Raw genomic sequence first — 15,456 nt, 5'->3', positions numbered from 1 at the left:
TACAAGGCGCGTGGATATTTCCAGCGGCATTCAGGCAAGCCTGGCGGGGCGCTATGCGCTCGCATTGTTCGAGCTTGCCCGTGACCAGAAGCAGCTCGAGGCGGTCGGCGCCAGCCTGGCCACCATTCGTCAGGCGCTGACCGAATCCGAGGATTTCCGCGAGCTGACCCGCAGCCCGCTGATCGGCCGCGAGCAGGCGGTGAAGGCCGTCGGCGCCGCGGCCGAAGCGATGCGGGTCGATCCGCTGACCCGCAACTTCCTGGGTGTCATCGCCCAGAACCGGCGCCTGTCGCGCCTCGCCGACGTCATTCGCGCGTTCAACCAGCTCGCCGCCCGCCATCGCGGCGAGATCACCGCCGAGGTCACCTCGGCGCACCCGCTCGACGACGGACAGGTGGACGCGATCCGGCAGAATCTGCGCGCCCGCATGGGCCGCGACATCGCCGTCGACCTCCAGGTCGATCCGGCCATCCTCGGCGGGCTGGTCGTCCAGATCGGCAGCCAGATGATCGACGGCTCCATCCGCACCAAACTCAACTCCCTCGCTCTGGCGATGAAGGGCTGAACGCCCGCAAGGCTTCGATGAAAGGCTGAAAATGGACATCCGCGCCGCTGAAATTTCCAAGGTCATCCGCGACCAGATCGCCAACTTCGGCACCGAGGCGCAGGTCTCGGAGGTCGGCACCGTGCTGTCCGTCGGCGACGGCATCGCCCGTGTCCACGGGCTCGACAACGTCCAGGCGGGCGAGATGGTCGAGTTCCAGGGCGGCATCAAGGGCATGGCCCTGAACCTCGAGGCCGACAATGTCGGCATCGTGATCTTCGGCTCCGACGCTGCGATCACCGAGGGCAGCACCGTCCGCCGCACCCAGACGATCGTCGACGTGCCGGTCGGCAAGGGCCTTCTCGGCCGCGTGGTCGACGGCCTCGGCAACCCGATCGACGGCAAGGGCCCGATCGAGGCGGCCGAGCGGCGGCGCGTCGAGGTCAAGGCGCCGGGCATCATCCCGCGCAAGTCGGTCCACGAGCCGGTCCAGACCGGCCTGAAGGCGCTCGACGCGCTCGTGCCGATCGGCCGTGGCCAGCGCGAGCTGATCATCGGCGACCGCCAGACCGGCAAGTCGGCCGTCGCCATCGATACCTTCATCAACCAGCGCGCCGCCAACCAGGGCGACGACGAGAGCCAGAAGCTCTATTGCATCTACGTCGCCGTCGGCCAGAAGCGCTCGACGGTCGCGCAGATCGTGCGCACGCTCGAGGAGAATGGCGCGATGGAATATTCCATCGTCGTCGCCGCCACCGCCTCGGAGCCGGCGCCGCTCCAGTTCCTCGCGCCCTATACCGGCTGCACGATGGGCGAATATTTCCGCGACAACGGCATGCACGCGGTGATCGTCTATGACGATCTCTCCAAGCAGGCCGTCGCCTACCGCCAGATGTCGCTGCTGCTGCGCCGTCCGCCGGGCCGCGAGGCCTATCCGGGCGACGTCTTCTACCTGCACAGCCGGCTGCTTGAGCGCGCCGCCAAGATGAACGACGCCAACGGCAACGGCTCGCTCACCGCGCTGCCGATCATCGAGACCCAGGCCGGCGACGTGTCGGCCTACATTCCGACCAACGTCATCTCGATCACCGACGGTCAGATCTTCCTCGAGACCGACCTGTTCTTCCAGGGCATCCGCCCGGCGATCAACGTCGGCCTGTCGGTGAGCCGCGTCGGCTCTGCCGCCCAGACCAAGGCGATGAAGAAGGTCGCCGGCTCGATCAAGCTGGAGCTCGCCCAGTATCGCGAGATGGCCGCCTTCGCCCAGTTCGGATCGGACCTCGACGCCTCCACCCAGCGCCTGCTCAACCGCGGCGCGCGGCTGACAGAGCTGCTCAAGCAGCCGCAGTTCAGCCCGATGCCGGTCGAGGAGCAGGTCGTGTCGATCTTCGCCGGCGTGAACGGCTATCTCGACGGCATCCCGACCGATGCGGTCACCCGCTTCGAGAGCGCGCTGCTCAGCCACATGCGCAGCGACCATGCCGACGTGCTCGCGACGATCCGCCAGACCAAGGCGCTCGACGACGACACGGCCGGCAAGCTCAAGTCGATCATCGGCGATTTCGCCAAGACGTTTGCGTAAGGACGAGGGAGTCATCCCGGCGAAGGCCGGGACCCATGAATGGCGGAAGCGCAGGACCTGACCCCAGCGTTCACAGGTTCCGCCATTCGCCGGAATGACTCGTAAGGGACGAACAGAAAGCCAATGGCCAGCCTCAAGGCGCTCAAGAACCGGATCTCGTCGGTCAAGTCGACGCAGAAGATCACCAAGGCGATGAAGATGGTCGCCGCGGCGAAGCTGCGCCGTGCCCAGATGGCCGCCGAGGCCGCCCGGCCCTATTCGGAACGGATGGCGGGGGTGATGGCGAGCCTCGCCGGCAAGATCACGCCTGGCCCGCAGAGCCCGAAGCTGCTCGCCGGCACCGGCAACGACCAGGTCCATCTGCTCGTCGTCTGCACGTCCGACCGCGGCCTCGCCGGCGGGTTCAACTCCAACATCGTCCGTGCGGCCCGTCGGAAGGCGGAGGATCTGCAGCGGCAAGGCAAGACCGTCTATTTCTACCTGGTCGGCCGCAAGGGACGCGCACCGATCGCGCGGCTCTTCCCGCGCCAGATCGTCCACCAGTACGACACCAGCGGAATCCGCCAGGTCGGCTTCGCCGACGCGCAGGCGATCGCGAACGACATCGTGGAACGCTACACGACCGACGGCATCGACGTCGTCCATCTTTTCTACGCACGCTTCCGCTCGGCCCTGGTCCAGGAGCCCATGGCGCAGCAGATCATCCCGGTGCAGCCGGCCGAGTCCGCCGCCAACGACAGCGGCGCCGGCGTTCCCCCGGCGGTCGAATACGAGCCCGACGAGGAAGAGATCCTGGCCGAGTTGCTGCCGCGCAACCTCTCGGTCCAGATCTTCCGCGCCTTGCTCGAGAATGCCGCGTCCGAGCAGGGCAGCCGCATGACCGCGATGGACAATGCGACGCGCAATGCCGGAGACATGATCAACCGACTGACCATCGAGTATAACCGCACGCGCCAGGCCGCTATCACCAAGGAGCTGATCGAGATCATCTCCGGAGCCGAAGCGCTATGAAGACCCTCCTCCTCGCCCTGGCCGCCGCTGCCGGCGCCGCCGATTCCGCGCCGACCACGGCGCAGTTCAACGCCGCGCTGGCCGCGGCCTGTCCGGATCATCGCGCGGCCACCCGCAACGTCAGCTGCGCGCGCGCCGAAGCCGGCTCGATCCAGTTCTCCTGCCGCTACGAGATGCAGGGCGCGGACGGGCAATGGGCTCAGCACCAGGCGGTACTGCAGCAGGCGGAAGGCGAATGGGTCTGGATCGACGGCCCGACTCGCTGCGACGACGAGGAAGCGCCTGAACTGAATTGAGAATGGGCCTTCCGGCTGAAAGCCGGGGGGCCGAAGCAGAGACCGAACGGGACCCCGGCCCTCGCCGGGGAACGAAGGAACCAACGACTGGCCCTCCGCCCTCAGCGGGGGAACTAGAAGGAAGAAGAGATGGCCACCGCCGCTAAGACCGCACCCACCACCAACATCGCCGGCCGAATCAGCCAGGTGATCGGCGCCGTCGTCGACGTCGCCTTCGACGGCGAGCTGCCCGAGATCCTCTCGGCGCTCGAGACCGAGAATGGCGGCAACCGCCTCATCCTCGAGGTTGCCCAGCATCTCGGCGAGCGCACCGTCCGCACGATCGCGATGGACTCCACCGACGGCCTGACCCGCGGCCAGGAAGTCCGCCACACGGGCTCGCAGATCCGCGTGCCGGTCGGCCCGCAGACCCTCGGCCGGATCATGAACGTGGTCGGCGAGCCGATCGACGAGCGCGGCCCGATCAACACCGACCTGTCGGCGCCGATCCACGCCGAGGCGCCGCTCTTCGTCGACCAGTCGACCGAGAGCTCGATCCTCGTCACCGGCATCAAGGTCATCGATCTCCTCGCCCCCTACGCCAAGGGCGGCAAGATCGGCCTGTTCGGCGGCGCCGGCGTCGGCAAGACCGTGCTCATCCAGGAGCTGATCAACAACATCGCCAAGGGCCATGGCGGTACCTCGGTCTTCGCCGGCGTCGGCGAGCGCACCCGCGAGGGCAACGATCTCTATCACGAGTTCCTCGACGCGGGCGTCATCGCCAAGGACGCCGAGGGCAATCCGACGCCCGAAGGTTCCAAGGTCGCGCTCGTCTTCGGCCAGATGAACGAGCCGCCGGGGGCCCGCGCCCGCGTCGCCCTCTCAGGCCTCACCATCGCCGAATATTTCCGCGACCAGGAGGGCCAGGACGTGCTCTTCTTCGTCGACAACATCTTCCGCTTCACCCAGGCGGGCTCGGAAGTGTCGGCGCTGCTCGGCCGCATCCCGTCGGCGGTGGGCTATCAGCCGACCCTGGCGACCGACATGGGCGCGCTGCAGGAGCGGATCACCTCGACCAACAAGGGCTCGATCACCTCGGTGCAGGCGATCTACGTCCCCGCGGACGATCTCACCGATCCGGCGCCGGCCACGTCCTTCGCCCACCTCGACGCGACGACGGTGCTTTCTCGCGCCATCTCCGAGCTCGGCATCTATCCGGCGGTCGATCCGCTCGACTCCACCAGCCGCGTCCTCGAGCCGCGCACGGTCGGCCAGGAGCATTACGAGACCGCCCGCGCCGTCCAGGAGATCCTGCAGCGCTACAAGTCGCTCCAGGACATCATCGCCATCCTCGGCATGGACGAGCTTTCGGAAGAGGATAAGCTGGTCGTCAGCCGCGCCCGCAAGCTCCAGCGCTTCCTGTCGCAGCCGTTCCACGTCGCCGAGGTGTTCACCGGCATCCCGGGCAAGTTCGTGCAGATCGATGATACGGTGCGCAGCTTCAAGGCGGTCGTGAACGGCGAATATGACCACCTGCCCGAGGCCGCCTTCTACATGGTTGGCGGCATCGAGGAAGCCGTCGCCAAGGCCGAGAAACTGGCTCAGGACGCGTAAGAGAGGCTTCTCTCCCTGCCTCGGCGGGGAGAGGCATTCCCTCCCTCCCCTCGATGGGGAGGGCTGGGGTGGGGTGGCGTTCACGACGGGCTGAGAGCCGGCGGAAGCACCACCCCCACCAACCTCCCCCATCGAGGGGGAGGCTCAAGGCAGGAAGACAAATGGCCGACCTTCACTTCGAACTCGTCACCCCGGAACGCTTGCTCCGCTCGGAGGATGTCCACATGGTCGTCGTCCCGGGTACCGAGGGCGACTTCGGCGTCCTCGCCGGCCATGCGCCGGTCATGTCGACGATCCGCAACGGCGAGCTCGCCGTCTATCGCACCGCCGGCGCCGAGCCGGAGCGGATCGCGATCGAGGGCGGCTTCGCCGAGGTCAACGAGAAGGGCCTGACCGTGCTGGCCGAGAAGGCCGACGTCCCGGCCTGATCCGCTGGGTCATCTGGCGGAAGCCAGGATCTCATTTCCATCTGCGAGTGTCTCGGCGGAAGCTCCGCCGAAGGAACAGGGCTTTCCGCTTTCGCCGGAATGACGGAACGAAGGTGGCGGCCCCTACTCCCCCTCCGGCACTTCCTTCGGCTTCTGGGCGCGCCACAGCCAGAGGCCCGCGGCGACGATGAGTGCGGCGCCGCCGAGGGTCGACAGGTCGAGCGCCGCGCCGAACAGGATCCAGCCGAGCAAAGCTGCGACGAGCAGCTGCACATAGGTCATCGGCGCCACCACCGCCGCCGAGGCGCGGATCGTCGCCGCATAGATGAGCAGATGGGCAACGGTCGCCGTGAAGGCGATGATCAGGCACTTGACGACGACGCTGAGCGGCGGCTCCGGCACGTGGAAAGCGGGATCGCCGGTCAGGGCGAGACCGATCGTGGCGGCGATCAGGATCGGCGAGGCCATCATCGCCGCGAGGAACTGCATCGCGATCGGCGAGGCCGCGCCGGCCGCCTTGCGGTTGAGCATCACCAGGACGGACATCCCCACAGCCGCGGCAAGCGGGAAGAAGGCGACGGCGCCCAGGGCCATGACGTTGGGGCGGAGCACGACGAGCACGCCGGAGAAGGCGAGCAGGGTCGCGACCCAGGTCGCCGGCCGAGTTCGCTCGCCCAGCACGAGCGGCGCCAGCAAGGCGGTGATGATCGGACTTGTGAACTGGACAGCCGTGGCGTCCGCCAGCGGCATCGCCATGACGCCGAGAAAGAAGCAGATCGTCGCCAGCGCGACACCCGCGCCGCGACCGAGCTGCAGCCACGGCAACGGCACGCGAAAGCCGCTCCGCCCTTCCCTGAAGCCGACGACGATCGCCAGCCCGACGGCGCCCGCGGTGTAGCGGAGGGTCGCGACCGCCGTCGCCGGCCATTGCCCAGCCATCGTCTTCACCAGGGCATCGCCCACCGAGAGGATGGCGAAGCCGCAAAGCGCGAGGATGAGAGCTGAGCGAACCGGATGGGCAGACACGCTGGCGGCTGTGCCCATCCGGTTAGGCAATTGTCAAAGTTTCACTTCTATTCACCAGTTCCACCGGCTGGACCGATACGAAAAAGGCAGATCAGGCGAACGTCATGAGTGCATTCGGACGACGCAACGGCATGAATGGCGGCGGCACGAGCGCCCGCCCCAGCTTCGGCAGCGCAAAACCGATGAAGGGGCCGGCGATCGCGCCTCCGGGCGGCGACACCGGCAGCCAGTTCCCGCCGATCGACTCCGTGCCGCTGCCGATGGACGATGTCGGGGTCGGCCTCGAGGGCGGCCTCGCCGCCGAGCGCAACGACGCGATGGCCCGTCTCGCCGACCGTCAGGCGCAGAGCGGCGATCAGAGCTCGTCGCGGAGCGAAGGGTTCGAGGCCTCGATCCACCGGATCAAGGAGCAGGTGCTTCCGCGCCTGCTCGAGCGCGTCGACCCCGAAGCGGCGGCGACCCTGTCCAAGGACGAGCTTGCCGAAGAGTTCCGGCCGATCATCGGCGAGGTGCTGGCCGAGCTCAAGATCAACCTCAACCGGCGCGAGCAGTTCGCGCTGGAAAAGGTGCTGGTCGACGAGCTGCTTGGCCTCGGGCCGCTCGAGGAATTGCTCAACGACCCCGAGGTCAGCGACATCATGGTCAACGGGCCCAGCCAGACCTATGTCGAGCGCAAGGGCAAGCTCGAGGTCGCGCAGATCCAGTTCCGCGACGAGGAGCATCTGCTCCAGATCGCCCAGCGCATCGTCAATAAGGTCGGCCGCCGCGTCGACCAGACCACGCCGCTCGCCGACGCCCGTCTCCAGGACGGCAGCCGCGTCAACGTCATCATCCCACCGCTTTCGCTCCGCGGCACAGCCATCTCGATCCGCAAATTCTCCGAGAAGCCGATCACCGTCGACATGATGAAGACGTGGGGTTCACTTTCCGACAAGATGGCGACCGTCCTCAAGATCGCCGGCGCCAGCCGGATGAACATCGTCATCTCGGGCGGTACCGGCTCGGGCAAGACGACGATGCTCAATGCCATGTCGAAGCTGATCGATCCCGGCGAGCGCGTCATCACGATCGAAGATGCAGCCGAGCTTCGGTTGCAGCAGCCGCACTGGCTGCCGCTCGAGACGCGCCCCCCCAATCTCGAGGGCCAGGGCGCGATCTCGATCGGCGACCTCGTCATCAACGCGCTGCGTATGCGCCCGGATCGCATCATCCTCGGCGAGATTCGCGGCCGGGAGTGCTTCGACCTGCTCGCGGCGATGAACACCGGTCACGACGGATCGATGGCGACGCTCCACTCCAACTCCCCCCGCGAATGCCTGGCGCGTATGGAGAACATGGTGATGATGTCGGACATCAAGGTGCCGAAGGAGGCGATCTCGCGCCAGATCGCCGATTCGGTCGACCTGATCGTCCAGGTGAAGCGCCTCCGCGACGGCTCGCGCCGCTGCACGAACATCACCGAAGTGATCGGCATGGAAGGCGACGTCATCGTCACCCAGGAGCTGTTCAAGTTCGAGTATCTGGACGAGACCCCCGACGGCAAGATCATCGGCGAATATCGCTGCATGGGCCTGCGGCCCTATACGCTCGAAAAAGCCAAGATGTTCGGCTTCGACCAGCCCTATCTCGAAGCCTGCCTCTAGCCGCGGCTTCGTCGCGCCGGCGAAAGCCGCCCTCCGGATCCGTCGCCGGCGCCCGGCCTCTTTGCGGCAGCGCCATAACCGACCATTCTATTGCCGGCGGGCGATGGTTGTCCTGATCCTACCGGGCGTGCTGCGGTTTCCCGCAGGTCCGGCGCCGCGCGAAGTTCACCGAATCGCCAATTCTCCGGTCTAGGCTGGAGCCATGAGCGCGCATTTCACCATCGACGTCGATCCCGCCCGCGATCTCGTACGCATCTCGATGTCCGGGCTTTTCGAAGAGGCCGATATCGAGCGCTTCCTGGAGGCGCGCCGGCTGGCCCACGCCCGCCTGGTCTGTCCGCCCAATTGCCACGTCACGCTCAATGACCTGCGCGACATGAAGATCCAGCCGCAGGACAGCGTCGCCGCTTTCCGGCAGATGCTGTCGGATCCGCACTATCGTTCCCGCCGCCTCGCTTTCGTCGTCGCGCCGACGCTGGCGAAGATGCAGCTGCTGCGCGCCATCGGCGGCCGCAACGCACGCTTCTTCGAGCATCCGGAGGAAGCGGAGGACTGGCTGTTCGCCCATGACGAGGTAGACGCGCAGAGGCGCGCCTACGGCTGACGCCCCGATCCGTCCCGGCGGCTCAGCGATGCGTCGCCAGGATCACGGCCGCCGCCGCGGCGAACAAGGCGGCGACCTGGATACCGCGCCAGGGCACCCAGCCCGGATCGTCGAGCGAGCGGCGGCGAGTCCGTCGCCAGTCCGCCACGCCGGCGACCACCGCCAGGATGACGGCCGCGATCGCCCCGCCCCACCAATAGCCCGCTTGCGCCGTCATCCGCTGTCCTTCATGAACCCTGCATAGCGCCCGCCGACCGGCGGCCGCGCACCATGTAGGGAGTGGATGATGTTGCGCCAGAGCCTGCCGATCGCCCTTTTCGCTACCGCGCTCGCCTTCGGCGGGGGCGCCGTGCTCGCCCAGCATCAGGGCCAGGGCGGCCACGACGCCGCACAGCCTCACCAGGCCATGAGCCACCAAGCGGGCGAGCACCGGCCCTGGCACGACGCGCTCCATTCCGCGATCCGCGCCGACACCCGAACCCCGGCCAATGTCGCGCGCGACCGCTACCGCCACCCGTTCGAGACACTGTCCTTCTTCGACGTCGAGCCCGACGATACGGTCGTCGAGATCTGGCCGGGCGGCGGCTGGTACACCGAGATCCTCGCCCCCTATATCAAGCAGGGCGGCGGCACCTATTATGCGGCGTCGCTGGGCAATCGGCAGGACGCGCTGCAACGGCTCCAGGCGGCCAATGCCGGCCTCTACGGCGACATCCGATTCGCAGCCTTTCCCGCCTTCGAAGCGAGCGAACCCAGCGTCCCGGACGGGACCGCCGACGTCGTCCTCACCTTCCGCAACGTCCACAACTTCCAGATGGGTTATCAGCGCGACAGCCAGCCCTACAGCGAAGAGGCGTTCCGCCAGATGTTCGCGATGCTGAAGCCGGGCGGCACGCTCGGCATCGTCGACCATCGTTTGCCCGAGGATGCGGACAGCGAGCGCGAACGGACCAGCGGCTATATCAAGGTCTCGACCGTCAGGCGGCTCGCCGAAGCCGCCGGCTTCCGCTTCGTCGGCGCCTCCGAGGTCAATGCCAATCCGCAGGACAGTGCAGATTGGCCCAACGGCGTCTGGACGCTGCCGCCACGCCTCGCGCGTGGGGACCAGGATCGCGATCGCTATCTCGCCATCGGAGAGAGCGACCGGATGACGCTGAGGTTCGTGCGGCCGGAGTAAGGGCGCGTCCCTTACCATGATCCCGCGACTGGAAGGATAGCCGGCCGCGGGCCGGCCAAGGCCGGGGACATGGCGGAGGCCGGACGGCCTCGTCCCGCCGAAGCGCGGGCGAAGAACCTAGCCGAGCTTGTCCAGCTTCTTCTGCAGCTCCTGGAGCTGCGATTTGAGCGCGGCGAGCTCGCTCTTGGTGTCGGCGGCCGGCTCGCCGGTCACCGGCGGCTCGCCTGCAGGGCTGCCGCGGCCGGTCGCGGCGGCGGCGGTGAACATCTCCATGTTGCGCCGCGCCATCTCCGCGAACGGATTGGTGGCGAAAGCGCCCGCCATCGCTTCGCGAAACTGGTTCTGGTTGCGCTGCAGCGCTTCCAGCGATGCCTCGAGATAGTCGGGCACGACCGACTGCATCGAATCGCCGTAGAGCGAGATCAGCTGCCGAAGGAAATTGACAGGCAGCATCGTCGCGCCGCGAGCCTCCTCCTCCATGATGATCTGGGCGAGGACGCTGCGCGTGATGTCGTCACCGCTCTTGGCGTCGACCACTTTGAAGTCGCGTTTCTGGCGCACCATCTGCGCCAGCCGCTCCAGCGTGATGTAGGCGGAGCTTTCGGTATCATAGAGCCGCCGGTTCGCATATTTCTTGATGATGACCACGTCGTCATCTGACCGGGATGCGGCCATGCCGAGTTCCTCTTGCCGGGAGGAAAGCAGCCTAGCACCAAAATTTGCGGCACCGCAACACAGGCCCCGGCCGCTCACCCTGTTCCTTTCCATGCTGCGCGAAGAGACCGCAGCAAATCCCGCTCGGACAGCGGCCGCGCTGGCCGGCCTGCGCCGTTATCAGGAAGCGGCTCGCGACGCTGCTCCGCAGCCGATGCCACCGATCGCAACGGTCCGCCATGCGAGCCTGCGCGACTATGGCGGCGAAGGTCCGCCGGTCCTGTTCGTGCCGTCGCTGATCAATCCGCCGACCGTGCTCGACCTCGGCGAGCGGTCGCTTCTGCGCTGGCTCGCCGGCCGCGGGCGACGCGTCCTGCTGCTCGACTGGGGCTGGCCGGATCCGGGCCGCGCGGGCCTGTCGGTAGCCGGGCATGTCGAGGAGATCCTGCTGCCATTGGCCGCCGCCCTGGGCGAGCCGGTCGATCTCGTCGGCTATTGCCTGGGCGGGACGATGGCGGCGGCCGCTGCCCGCCCGGCCGGCGCGCGCAGTCTCGTCCTGATCGCGTCGCCCTGGCGCTTCTCGGCTTTCCCCGAAGAGGCGCGCACGCGGCTGGCGGGATTGTGGCAAGGCGCCCGACCTGCCGTGGAGGCGCTCGGCGTCCTGCCGATGGAAGCGCTGCAGAGCGCCTTCTGGTCGCTGGATCCCGGCCGCACGGTGGCCAAGTTCGAGGCCTTCGCGACGATGGGGGCGGAGGAAGCTCGGATGTTCGTCGCTCTCGAGGACTGGGCGAATGACGGACCGCCGCTGGCCGGGGCCGCCGCCCGCGAGCTGTTCGAGGACTTCTTCGCCGCCGATCGTCCCGGGCGCGGCGAATGGCGCGTTGCCGGCGAACCCGTTGCACCCAGTGATCTGACGCTGCCGACCTACGACATCGTCTCCACCACCGACCGGATCGTCCCGGCCGGCACGGCCATGGGGCGTGGCGATCGTCTGGCGCTGGCGCAGGGCCATGTCGGGATGATCGTCGGTTCACGCGCGCGCCAGGCGCTGTGGGAGCCGCTCGCCGGCTGGCTTTCCCGCACTGCAGCAAAGTGGTAGGCGGCGATCATTCGCCCCTTTCCCTCACGGGGAAAGGGGCAGCGCCGGGCGCGGGATCGGAGGAACGGTTCCGGCCCGGGCGCGCCCCTGACCGCAACTTCTCTCCCGAAAGGAGGGAGGAAGACCAATGGAGCCGACCATGACCGATGTCGTCATTACCGCCGCCAAGCGCACGCCCGTCGGCGCCTTTCTCGGCGCCTTCGCCACCACCCCCGCCCATGAGCTCGGTCGGGTGGCCATCGAAGCCGCGCTCGCTCAGGCAGAAGTTGCGCCCGAGGAGATTTCGGAAGTGATTCTCGGCCAGGTGCTGACCGCGGCGCAGGGCCAGAATCCGGCCCGGCAGGCGGCGATGGCTGCCGGCATCCCGAAGGAAATACCGGCGTGGGGCGTCAACCAGGTGTGCGGATCCGGGCTCCGGGCCGTCGCGCTGGCCGCGCAGGCGATCCGGACCGGCGATTCGGCGATCATGGTCGCCGGCGGCCAGGAGAATATGAGCCTGTCGGCCCATGCCCAGAATCTTCGCACGGGGACGAAGATGGGGGGGCTCGAGCTGATCGACACGATGATCAAGGATGGCCTCACCGACGTGTTCAACGGCTATCATATGGGCATCACCGCCGAGAATCTGGCGGAGCAGTACCAGGTGACGCGCGACGAGCAGGATGCCTTCGCCGCCGCGTCGCAGCAGAAGGCCTCGAGGGCGCGGGCAGAAGGGCGCTTCAAGGACGAGATTGCCGGCGTCACCGTGAAGAGCCGCAAGGGCGAGACCGTCGTCGATGCCGACGAATATATTCGCGACGGCGTCGAGCAAGCAGGGCTGGCCGGGCTCCGCCCCGCCTTCCGCAAGGACGGCACCGTCACCGCCGGCAATGCCTCCGGCATCAATGACGGCGCGGCTGCGCTCGTCCTGATGAGTCGCGAGGAAGCCGAGCGCCGAGGCGCGCCGATCCTCGGCCGGGTCGCCAGCTGGGCATCGGCCGGCGTCGATCCCTCGATCATGGGCATCGGGCCCGTCCCCGCGTCCCGGCGCGCGCTCGAGAAGGCCGGCTGGTCGATCGCCGACCTCGACCTGATCGAGGCCAATGAGGCGTTCGCCGCGCAGGCGCTCGCGGTCGGCAAGGAGCTGGGCTGGGACGCCGACAAGGTCAACGTCAATGGCGGCGCGATCGCCATCGGTCATCCGATCGGCGCGAGCGGGGCGCGCGTGCTGACCACCCTGCTCTACGAGATGGCAAAGCGCGACGCTCGCAAGGGCCTAGCCACGCTCTGCATCGGCGGCGGCATGGGCATTGCGCTTTGCATCGAGCGGAGCTGACCTCCTGCTTCGCGTAGCCGTACCGTTTCGGTACAGCAACGACCATCCGGCCCGCCGGCGCTTGGCAGAGTCCGCCGCTTCATCATAACCCTCGGCCGCCGGCGGGAGGCGGCAGGGATGATCGCGTTGATCTGGCGGTTCGAGGTGCGCGAAGAGAATCGGACGGCGTTCGAGGCGGTCTACGGACCAAAGGGCGACTGGGCGCAGCTCTTCACGCGCAGCGGCGGCTTTCGCGGCAGCGAGCTGCTGCGCGCGCAGGACGGTTCCTATCTCACGGTCGACGTCTGGCGGGCCAAGGCCGATTTCGACGCCTTCAAGGCTGAGCACGGCGCGGATTACGAGGCGTTGGACCGCCGCACTGAAGGCTGGACCCGTGCCGAGCACCCGCTCGGCGAATATCTGGTCGTCGACTAGACCGGATTGTGATCTGATCGGATCAGATCATTCGGTATAAGGGATGATATATCTCGATTTCCTAGTCGTCGGATGATCCCATCCGACTAGAAATCGCTCTACGCGAGCCCGGTCGAAGCCTCGGCTCAGGACTCCTTCACCGGGCGCGAATGCCAGGCTTCACCGTCGAAGGTGAAGCGGGCCTCGCCACGCCCCTCGAATTGCGTGCCGCTCCACGCGATCACCTGCAGGTCGATCTCGTCGTTGCGGACGGCATGGATCAGGTTGAAGCTCTGCGCCTCGCCCGCGCGCAATCGCGTGGAGGTGGCGGTGCCCGCCTGGATGACCAGCGCCGGACCGGAATTCTCCACCATCTCGCGGGCGGATCTGGAGAAGGTGCGATGGAAATGCCCGGCGAGGAGAATGTGGACCCCCGCTTCGCTCACCGCCTCGAGCGCGTCCTGATGCCGCCCGACCACCTTCGTCAGCGCCCCTTCCTCGCCGATCGGCATGGCGAACAAGGGGTGGTGGGTGACGAGGATCCGCGTGCGATCGTCGCCGACGTCTCGAAAACGCTCGCGGATGATCGCCATCTGCTCGCGATTGATGCGGCCATCCTTGATGGTGAGCGAGCGCGCCGTATTGATGCCGAGCACGGCGCAGCGTTCATTCTCGAACCAGGGGCAGAGATCGTCGTCGATGAAGCGACGATATCGGTGGAGCGGCCGGGCGAAGCGGCGGACGACGTCGTAGAGCGGCACGTCATGATTGCCCGGAACGCCGAGCGTCGGCAGCCCGGCCGATTCCAGCCGGTCGAGAAAGGCGGCAGCCAGCCTGTACTGGTCGACTCGGGCACGCTGGGTGAAATCGCCGCTGACGACGACGAGATCGGGTCTCTGCTCGGCGAGCCAGGCCTCGGCGCCGGCTATGACCGCGGGATCGTGCGCGCCGAAATGAACATCCGAAAGGTGGGCGATCCTGGCCATGGCGGGACAACCCCCAGCCGCGATCAGGGTTTCGCGTCGTCCGCGAGCGCCGGCAGCGACCTTATTTCCATACCCGCTCGAAGCGTGCGCCGAGCCCGGTCAGCAACTCGTACTGGCTGAGGCCGGACTGGGCGGCAGCGCTCGGCAGATCATAGTCGAGTTCCACCCAGTCGCCCTCCTTCAGTGTTGGATCGGCATCGACGCAGATGGTGGTGAGGTCCATCGAGATGCGCCCGATCACCGGCGCCTCGATCCCGCCGATCCGGGCGCGCCCGGTTCCCGAGAAAGCGCGCAGATAGCCGTCGGCATAGCCGATGTTGAGGATCGCCAACTCGCGCGGCGCCTCGGCGATGAAGGTTGCGTTATAGCCGATGCTTTGACCCGCCGCGACGCGGCGGCGCTGCACGATCTGCGCCTCGACGCGTACCACCTGGCGGATGTGGCCCTGCGCCTCGGGGCGGGGGATACCGCCGTAGAGCGCGAGGCCGGGACGGGTCAGATCGAAGGCATAGTCGGCCCCCAGGCAGATGCCGGCGCTATTGGCGAGACTGCGCCGGCGTGCCCGTGCCCGCCCGGACACATCGGCGAAGTCCTGGCGCTGGCGGACGTTCATCGGCCCGTCCTCGTCGGCGCAGGCCAGATGGCTCATGATGGTCTCGACGTCGAGCCCGTCGAGCAGGCCCGCGGCAACGTCGGCGGCCGAGACGCCGAGCCGGTTGAAGCCGGTATCGATCATCACGTCGCACGGCCGGCCGGTCCCGCGCCACCTTTCCACCTGCTCGCGGCTGTTCAGCACCGGCCGCGCCCGCGACCGCACCGCCTCGCCAAGGTCTTCCGCGCCGACGCCGTGGAGGACCGACAGATTGAGGTCCCCGGGCCAGGGCATCAACGCGGCGGCCTCCGCCCAGGTGGCGACGAAGAAGTCGCGGCAGCCGGCATGCTGCAGGCGCTTCACCGCCTCGCGCGCACCGAGTCCATAGCCGTCGGCCTTCATGGCGGCGCCGCAGGCCGCGCCCGCGCTGCGATGAGCGAGCCAGTGCCAGTTGGAAACGAGCGCGTCGCCGTCGAGCGCCAGGCGCAGGGGGAAATGGGCCATGAGCGGGGC

The 15,456-nt window shown here is 67.7% G+C and carries 17 protein-coding genes; 12 read left to right on the top strand and 5 right to left on the bottom strand.

Annotated elements, in window-relative coordinates:
- The first annotated feature begins 10 nt into the window (after positions 1-10).
- The 6 genes from DDE10_RS06185 to DDE10_RS06160 all read left to right on the top strand — a co-directional run bounded on the left by DDE10_RS06185 (position 11) and on the right by DDE10_RS06160 (position 5,454).
- On the top strand, positions 11-565 hold the full coding sequence (locus DDE10_RS06185; protein ID WP_114951877.1) for a F0F1 ATP synthase subunit delta: 555 nt from the start codon (positions 11-13) through the stop codon (positions 563-565).
- Between the two features lie 31 nt (positions 566-596).
- Positions 597-2,126 (top strand): F0F1 ATP synthase subunit alpha, encoded by a 1,530-nt coding sequence (gene atpA, locus DDE10_RS06180; RefSeq protein ID WP_114951876.1) that lies wholly within the window; start codon positions 597-599, stop codon positions 2,124-2,126.
- Between the two features lie 123 nt (positions 2,127-2,249).
- A complete protein-coding gene (locus tag DDE10_RS06175) occupies positions 2,250-3,137 on the top strand; it encodes a F0F1 ATP synthase subunit gamma (RefSeq protein WP_114951875.1) in 888 nt (295 codons plus the stop codon).
- Positions 3,134-3,433, top strand: coding sequence for a hypothetical protein (locus DDE10_RS06170; RefSeq protein WP_114951874.1), 300 nt, complete (start codon positions 3,134-3,136; stop codon positions 3,431-3,433). Before DDE10_RS06175 ends, DDE10_RS06170 begins: the two co-directional genes overlap by 4 nt.
- 129 nt (positions 3,434-3,562) lie before the next feature.
- Positions 3,563-5,026 carry a F0F1 ATP synthase subunit beta gene (gene atpD, locus DDE10_RS06165; protein WP_114951873.1) on the top strand — a complete coding sequence of 488 codons (1,464 nt, stop codon included), beginning with the start codon at positions 3,563-3,565 and terminating at the stop codon, positions 5,024-5,026.
- Between the two features lie 161 nt (positions 5,027-5,187).
- Complete coding sequence (locus tag DDE10_RS06160) at positions 5,188-5,454, top strand: ATP synthase F1 subunit epsilon (RefSeq protein ID WP_114951872.1); 267 nt, start codon at positions 5,188-5,190, stop codon at positions 5,452-5,454.
- A 123-nt stretch (positions 5,455-5,577) separates the two neighbouring features.
- On the opposite strand, the gene DDE10_RS06155 is transcribed toward DDE10_RS06160, so the two are convergent.
- Entirely contained in the window at positions 5,578-6,480 is a 903-nt protein-coding gene (locus DDE10_RS06155; protein WP_284734474.1) for a DMT family transporter, read from the bottom strand.
- A 104-nt stretch (positions 6,481-6,584) separates the two neighbouring features.
- Between DDE10_RS06155 and DDE10_RS06150 the strand changes: the two genes are divergently transcribed.
- Positions 6,585-8,123 carry a TadA family conjugal transfer-associated ATPase gene (locus DDE10_RS06150; protein WP_114951870.1) on the top strand — a complete coding sequence of 513 codons (1,539 nt, stop codon included), beginning with the start codon at positions 6,585-6,587 and terminating at the stop codon, positions 8,121-8,123.
- Between the two features lie 202 nt (positions 8,124-8,325).
- A complete protein-coding gene (locus DDE10_RS06145; RefSeq protein ID WP_114951869.1) occupies positions 8,326-8,727 on the top strand; it encodes a hypothetical protein in 402 nt (133 codons plus the stop codon).
- A 22-nt stretch (positions 8,728-8,749) separates the two neighbouring features.
- Here DDE10_RS06145 and DDE10_RS06140 read toward each other — a convergent pair whose 3' ends face one another.
- The gene (locus DDE10_RS06140) at positions 8,750-8,944 is read right to left on the bottom strand and encodes a hypothetical protein (protein ID WP_114951868.1); all 195 of its coding nucleotides are present in this window, start codon (positions 8,942-8,944) and stop codon (positions 8,750-8,752) included.
- A 69-nt stretch (positions 8,945-9,013) separates the two neighbouring features.
- On the opposite strand from DDE10_RS06140, the gene DDE10_RS06135 reads away from it, so the two are divergent.
- A complete protein-coding gene (locus DDE10_RS06135; protein ID WP_114951867.1) occupies positions 9,014-9,904 on the top strand; it encodes a class I SAM-dependent methyltransferase in 891 nt (296 codons plus the stop codon).
- Positions 9,905-10,021: 117 nt separating this feature from the next.
- On the opposite strand, the gene phaR is transcribed toward DDE10_RS06135, so the two are convergent.
- Complete coding sequence (gene phaR, locus DDE10_RS06130) at positions 10,022-10,579, bottom strand: polyhydroxyalkanoate synthesis repressor PhaR (RefSeq protein WP_114951866.1); 558 nt, start codon at positions 10,577-10,579, stop codon at positions 10,022-10,024.
- A 91-nt stretch (positions 10,580-10,670) separates the two neighbouring features.
- On the opposite strand from phaR, the gene DDE10_RS06125 reads away from it, so the two are divergent.
- The 3 genes from DDE10_RS06125 to DDE10_RS06115 all read left to right on the top strand — a co-directional run bounded on the left by DDE10_RS06125 (position 10,671) and on the right by DDE10_RS06115 (position 13,386).
- Positions 10,671-11,657, top strand: coding sequence for an alpha/beta fold hydrolase (locus DDE10_RS06125; protein ID WP_114951865.1), 987 nt, complete (start codon positions 10,671-10,673; stop codon positions 11,655-11,657).
- Between the two features lie 139 nt (positions 11,658-11,796).
- Positions 11,797-12,972 carry an acetyl-CoA C-acetyltransferase gene (locus DDE10_RS06120; protein WP_114952275.1) on the top strand — a complete coding sequence of 392 codons (1,176 nt, stop codon included), beginning with the start codon at positions 11,797-11,799 and terminating at the stop codon, positions 12,970-12,972.
- Between the two features lie 117 nt (positions 12,973-13,089).
- Positions 13,090-13,386, top strand: a complete 297-nt coding sequence (locus DDE10_RS06115) for an antibiotic biosynthesis monooxygenase family protein (RefSeq protein WP_114951864.1) — start codon at positions 13,090-13,092, stop codon at positions 13,384-13,386.
- Positions 13,387-13,511: 125 nt separating this feature from the next.
- Here DDE10_RS06115 and DDE10_RS06110 read toward each other — a convergent pair whose 3' ends face one another.
- Positions 13,512-14,351, bottom strand: a complete 840-nt coding sequence (locus tag DDE10_RS06110; protein WP_114951863.1) for a metallophosphoesterase family protein — start codon at positions 14,349-14,351, stop codon at positions 13,512-13,514.
- A gap of 61 nt (positions 14,352-14,412) precedes the next feature.
- Positions 14,413-15,447, bottom strand: a complete 1,035-nt coding sequence (locus tag DDE10_RS06105; RefSeq protein ID WP_114951862.1) for an alanine racemase — start codon at positions 15,445-15,447, stop codon at positions 14,413-14,415.
- Positions 15,448-15,456: the final 9 nt, after the last annotated feature.

This window comes from Sphingosinicella terrae (assembly GCF_003347635.1).
Lineage (GTDB): Bacteria > Pseudomonadota > Alphaproteobacteria > Sphingomonadales > Sphingomonadaceae > Allosphingosinicella > Allosphingosinicella terrae.
The sequence above is the reverse complement of the archived record's forward strand: the minus strand, read 5'-3'. Positions and strand labels throughout refer to the sequence as shown.

What these genes read in the sequence shown, in the direction of transcription:
- atpA (WP_114951876.1), top strand. Translation starts at nt 597, where the DNA reads ATGGACATCCGCGCCGCTGAAATTTCCAAGGTCATCCGCGACCAGATC.
- DDE10_RS06175 (WP_114951875.1), top strand. Translation starts at nt 2,250, where the DNA reads ATGGCCAGCCTCAAGGCGCTCAAGAACCGGATCTCGTCGGTCAAGTCG.
- DDE10_RS06170 (WP_114951874.1), top strand. Translation starts at nt 3,134, where the DNA reads ATGAAGACCCTCCTCCTCGCCCTGGCCGCCGCTGCCGGCGCCGCCGAT.
- atpD (WP_114951873.1), top strand. Translation starts at nt 3,563, where the DNA reads ATGGCCACCGCCGCTAAGACCGCACCCACCACCAACATCGCCGGCCGA.
- DDE10_RS06160 (WP_114951872.1), top strand. Translation starts at nt 5,188, where the DNA reads ATGGCCGACCTTCACTTCGAACTCGTCACCCCGGAACGCTTGCTCCGC.
- DDE10_RS06150 (WP_114951870.1), top strand. Translation starts at nt 6,585, where the DNA reads ATGAGTGCATTCGGACGACGCAACGGCATGAATGGCGGCGGCACGAGC.
- DDE10_RS06145 (WP_114951869.1), top strand. Translation starts at nt 8,326, where the DNA reads ATGAGCGCGCATTTCACCATCGACGTCGATCCCGCCCGCGATCTCGTA.
- DDE10_RS06140 (WP_114951868.1), bottom strand. Translation starts at nt 8,944, where the DNA reads ATGACGGCGCAAGCGGGCTATTGGTGGGGCGGGGCGATCGCGGCCGTC.
- DDE10_RS06135 (WP_114951867.1), top strand. Translation starts at nt 9,014, where the DNA reads ATGTTGCGCCAGAGCCTGCCGATCGCCCTTTTCGCTACCGCGCTCGCC.
- phaR (WP_114951866.1), bottom strand. Translation starts at nt 10,579, where the DNA reads ATGGCCGCATCCCGGTCAGATGACGACGTGGTCATCATCAAGAAATAT.
- DDE10_RS06125 (WP_114951865.1), top strand. Translation starts at nt 10,671, where the DNA reads ATGCTGCGCGAAGAGACCGCAGCAAATCCCGCTCGGACAGCGGCCGCG.
- DDE10_RS06120 (WP_114952275.1), top strand. Translation starts at nt 11,797, where the DNA reads ATGACCGATGTCGTCATTACCGCCGCCAAGCGCACGCCCGTCGGCGCC.
- DDE10_RS06115 (WP_114951864.1), top strand. Translation starts at nt 13,090, where the DNA reads ATGATCGCGTTGATCTGGCGGTTCGAGGTGCGCGAAGAGAATCGGACG.
- DDE10_RS06110 (WP_114951863.1), bottom strand. Translation starts at nt 14,351, where the DNA reads ATGGCCAGGATCGCCCACCTTTCGGATGTTCATTTCGGCGCGCACGAT.
- DDE10_RS06105 (WP_114951862.1), bottom strand. Translation starts at nt 15,447, where the DNA reads ATGGCCCATTTCCCCCTGCGCCTGGCGCTCGACGGCGACGCGCTCGTT.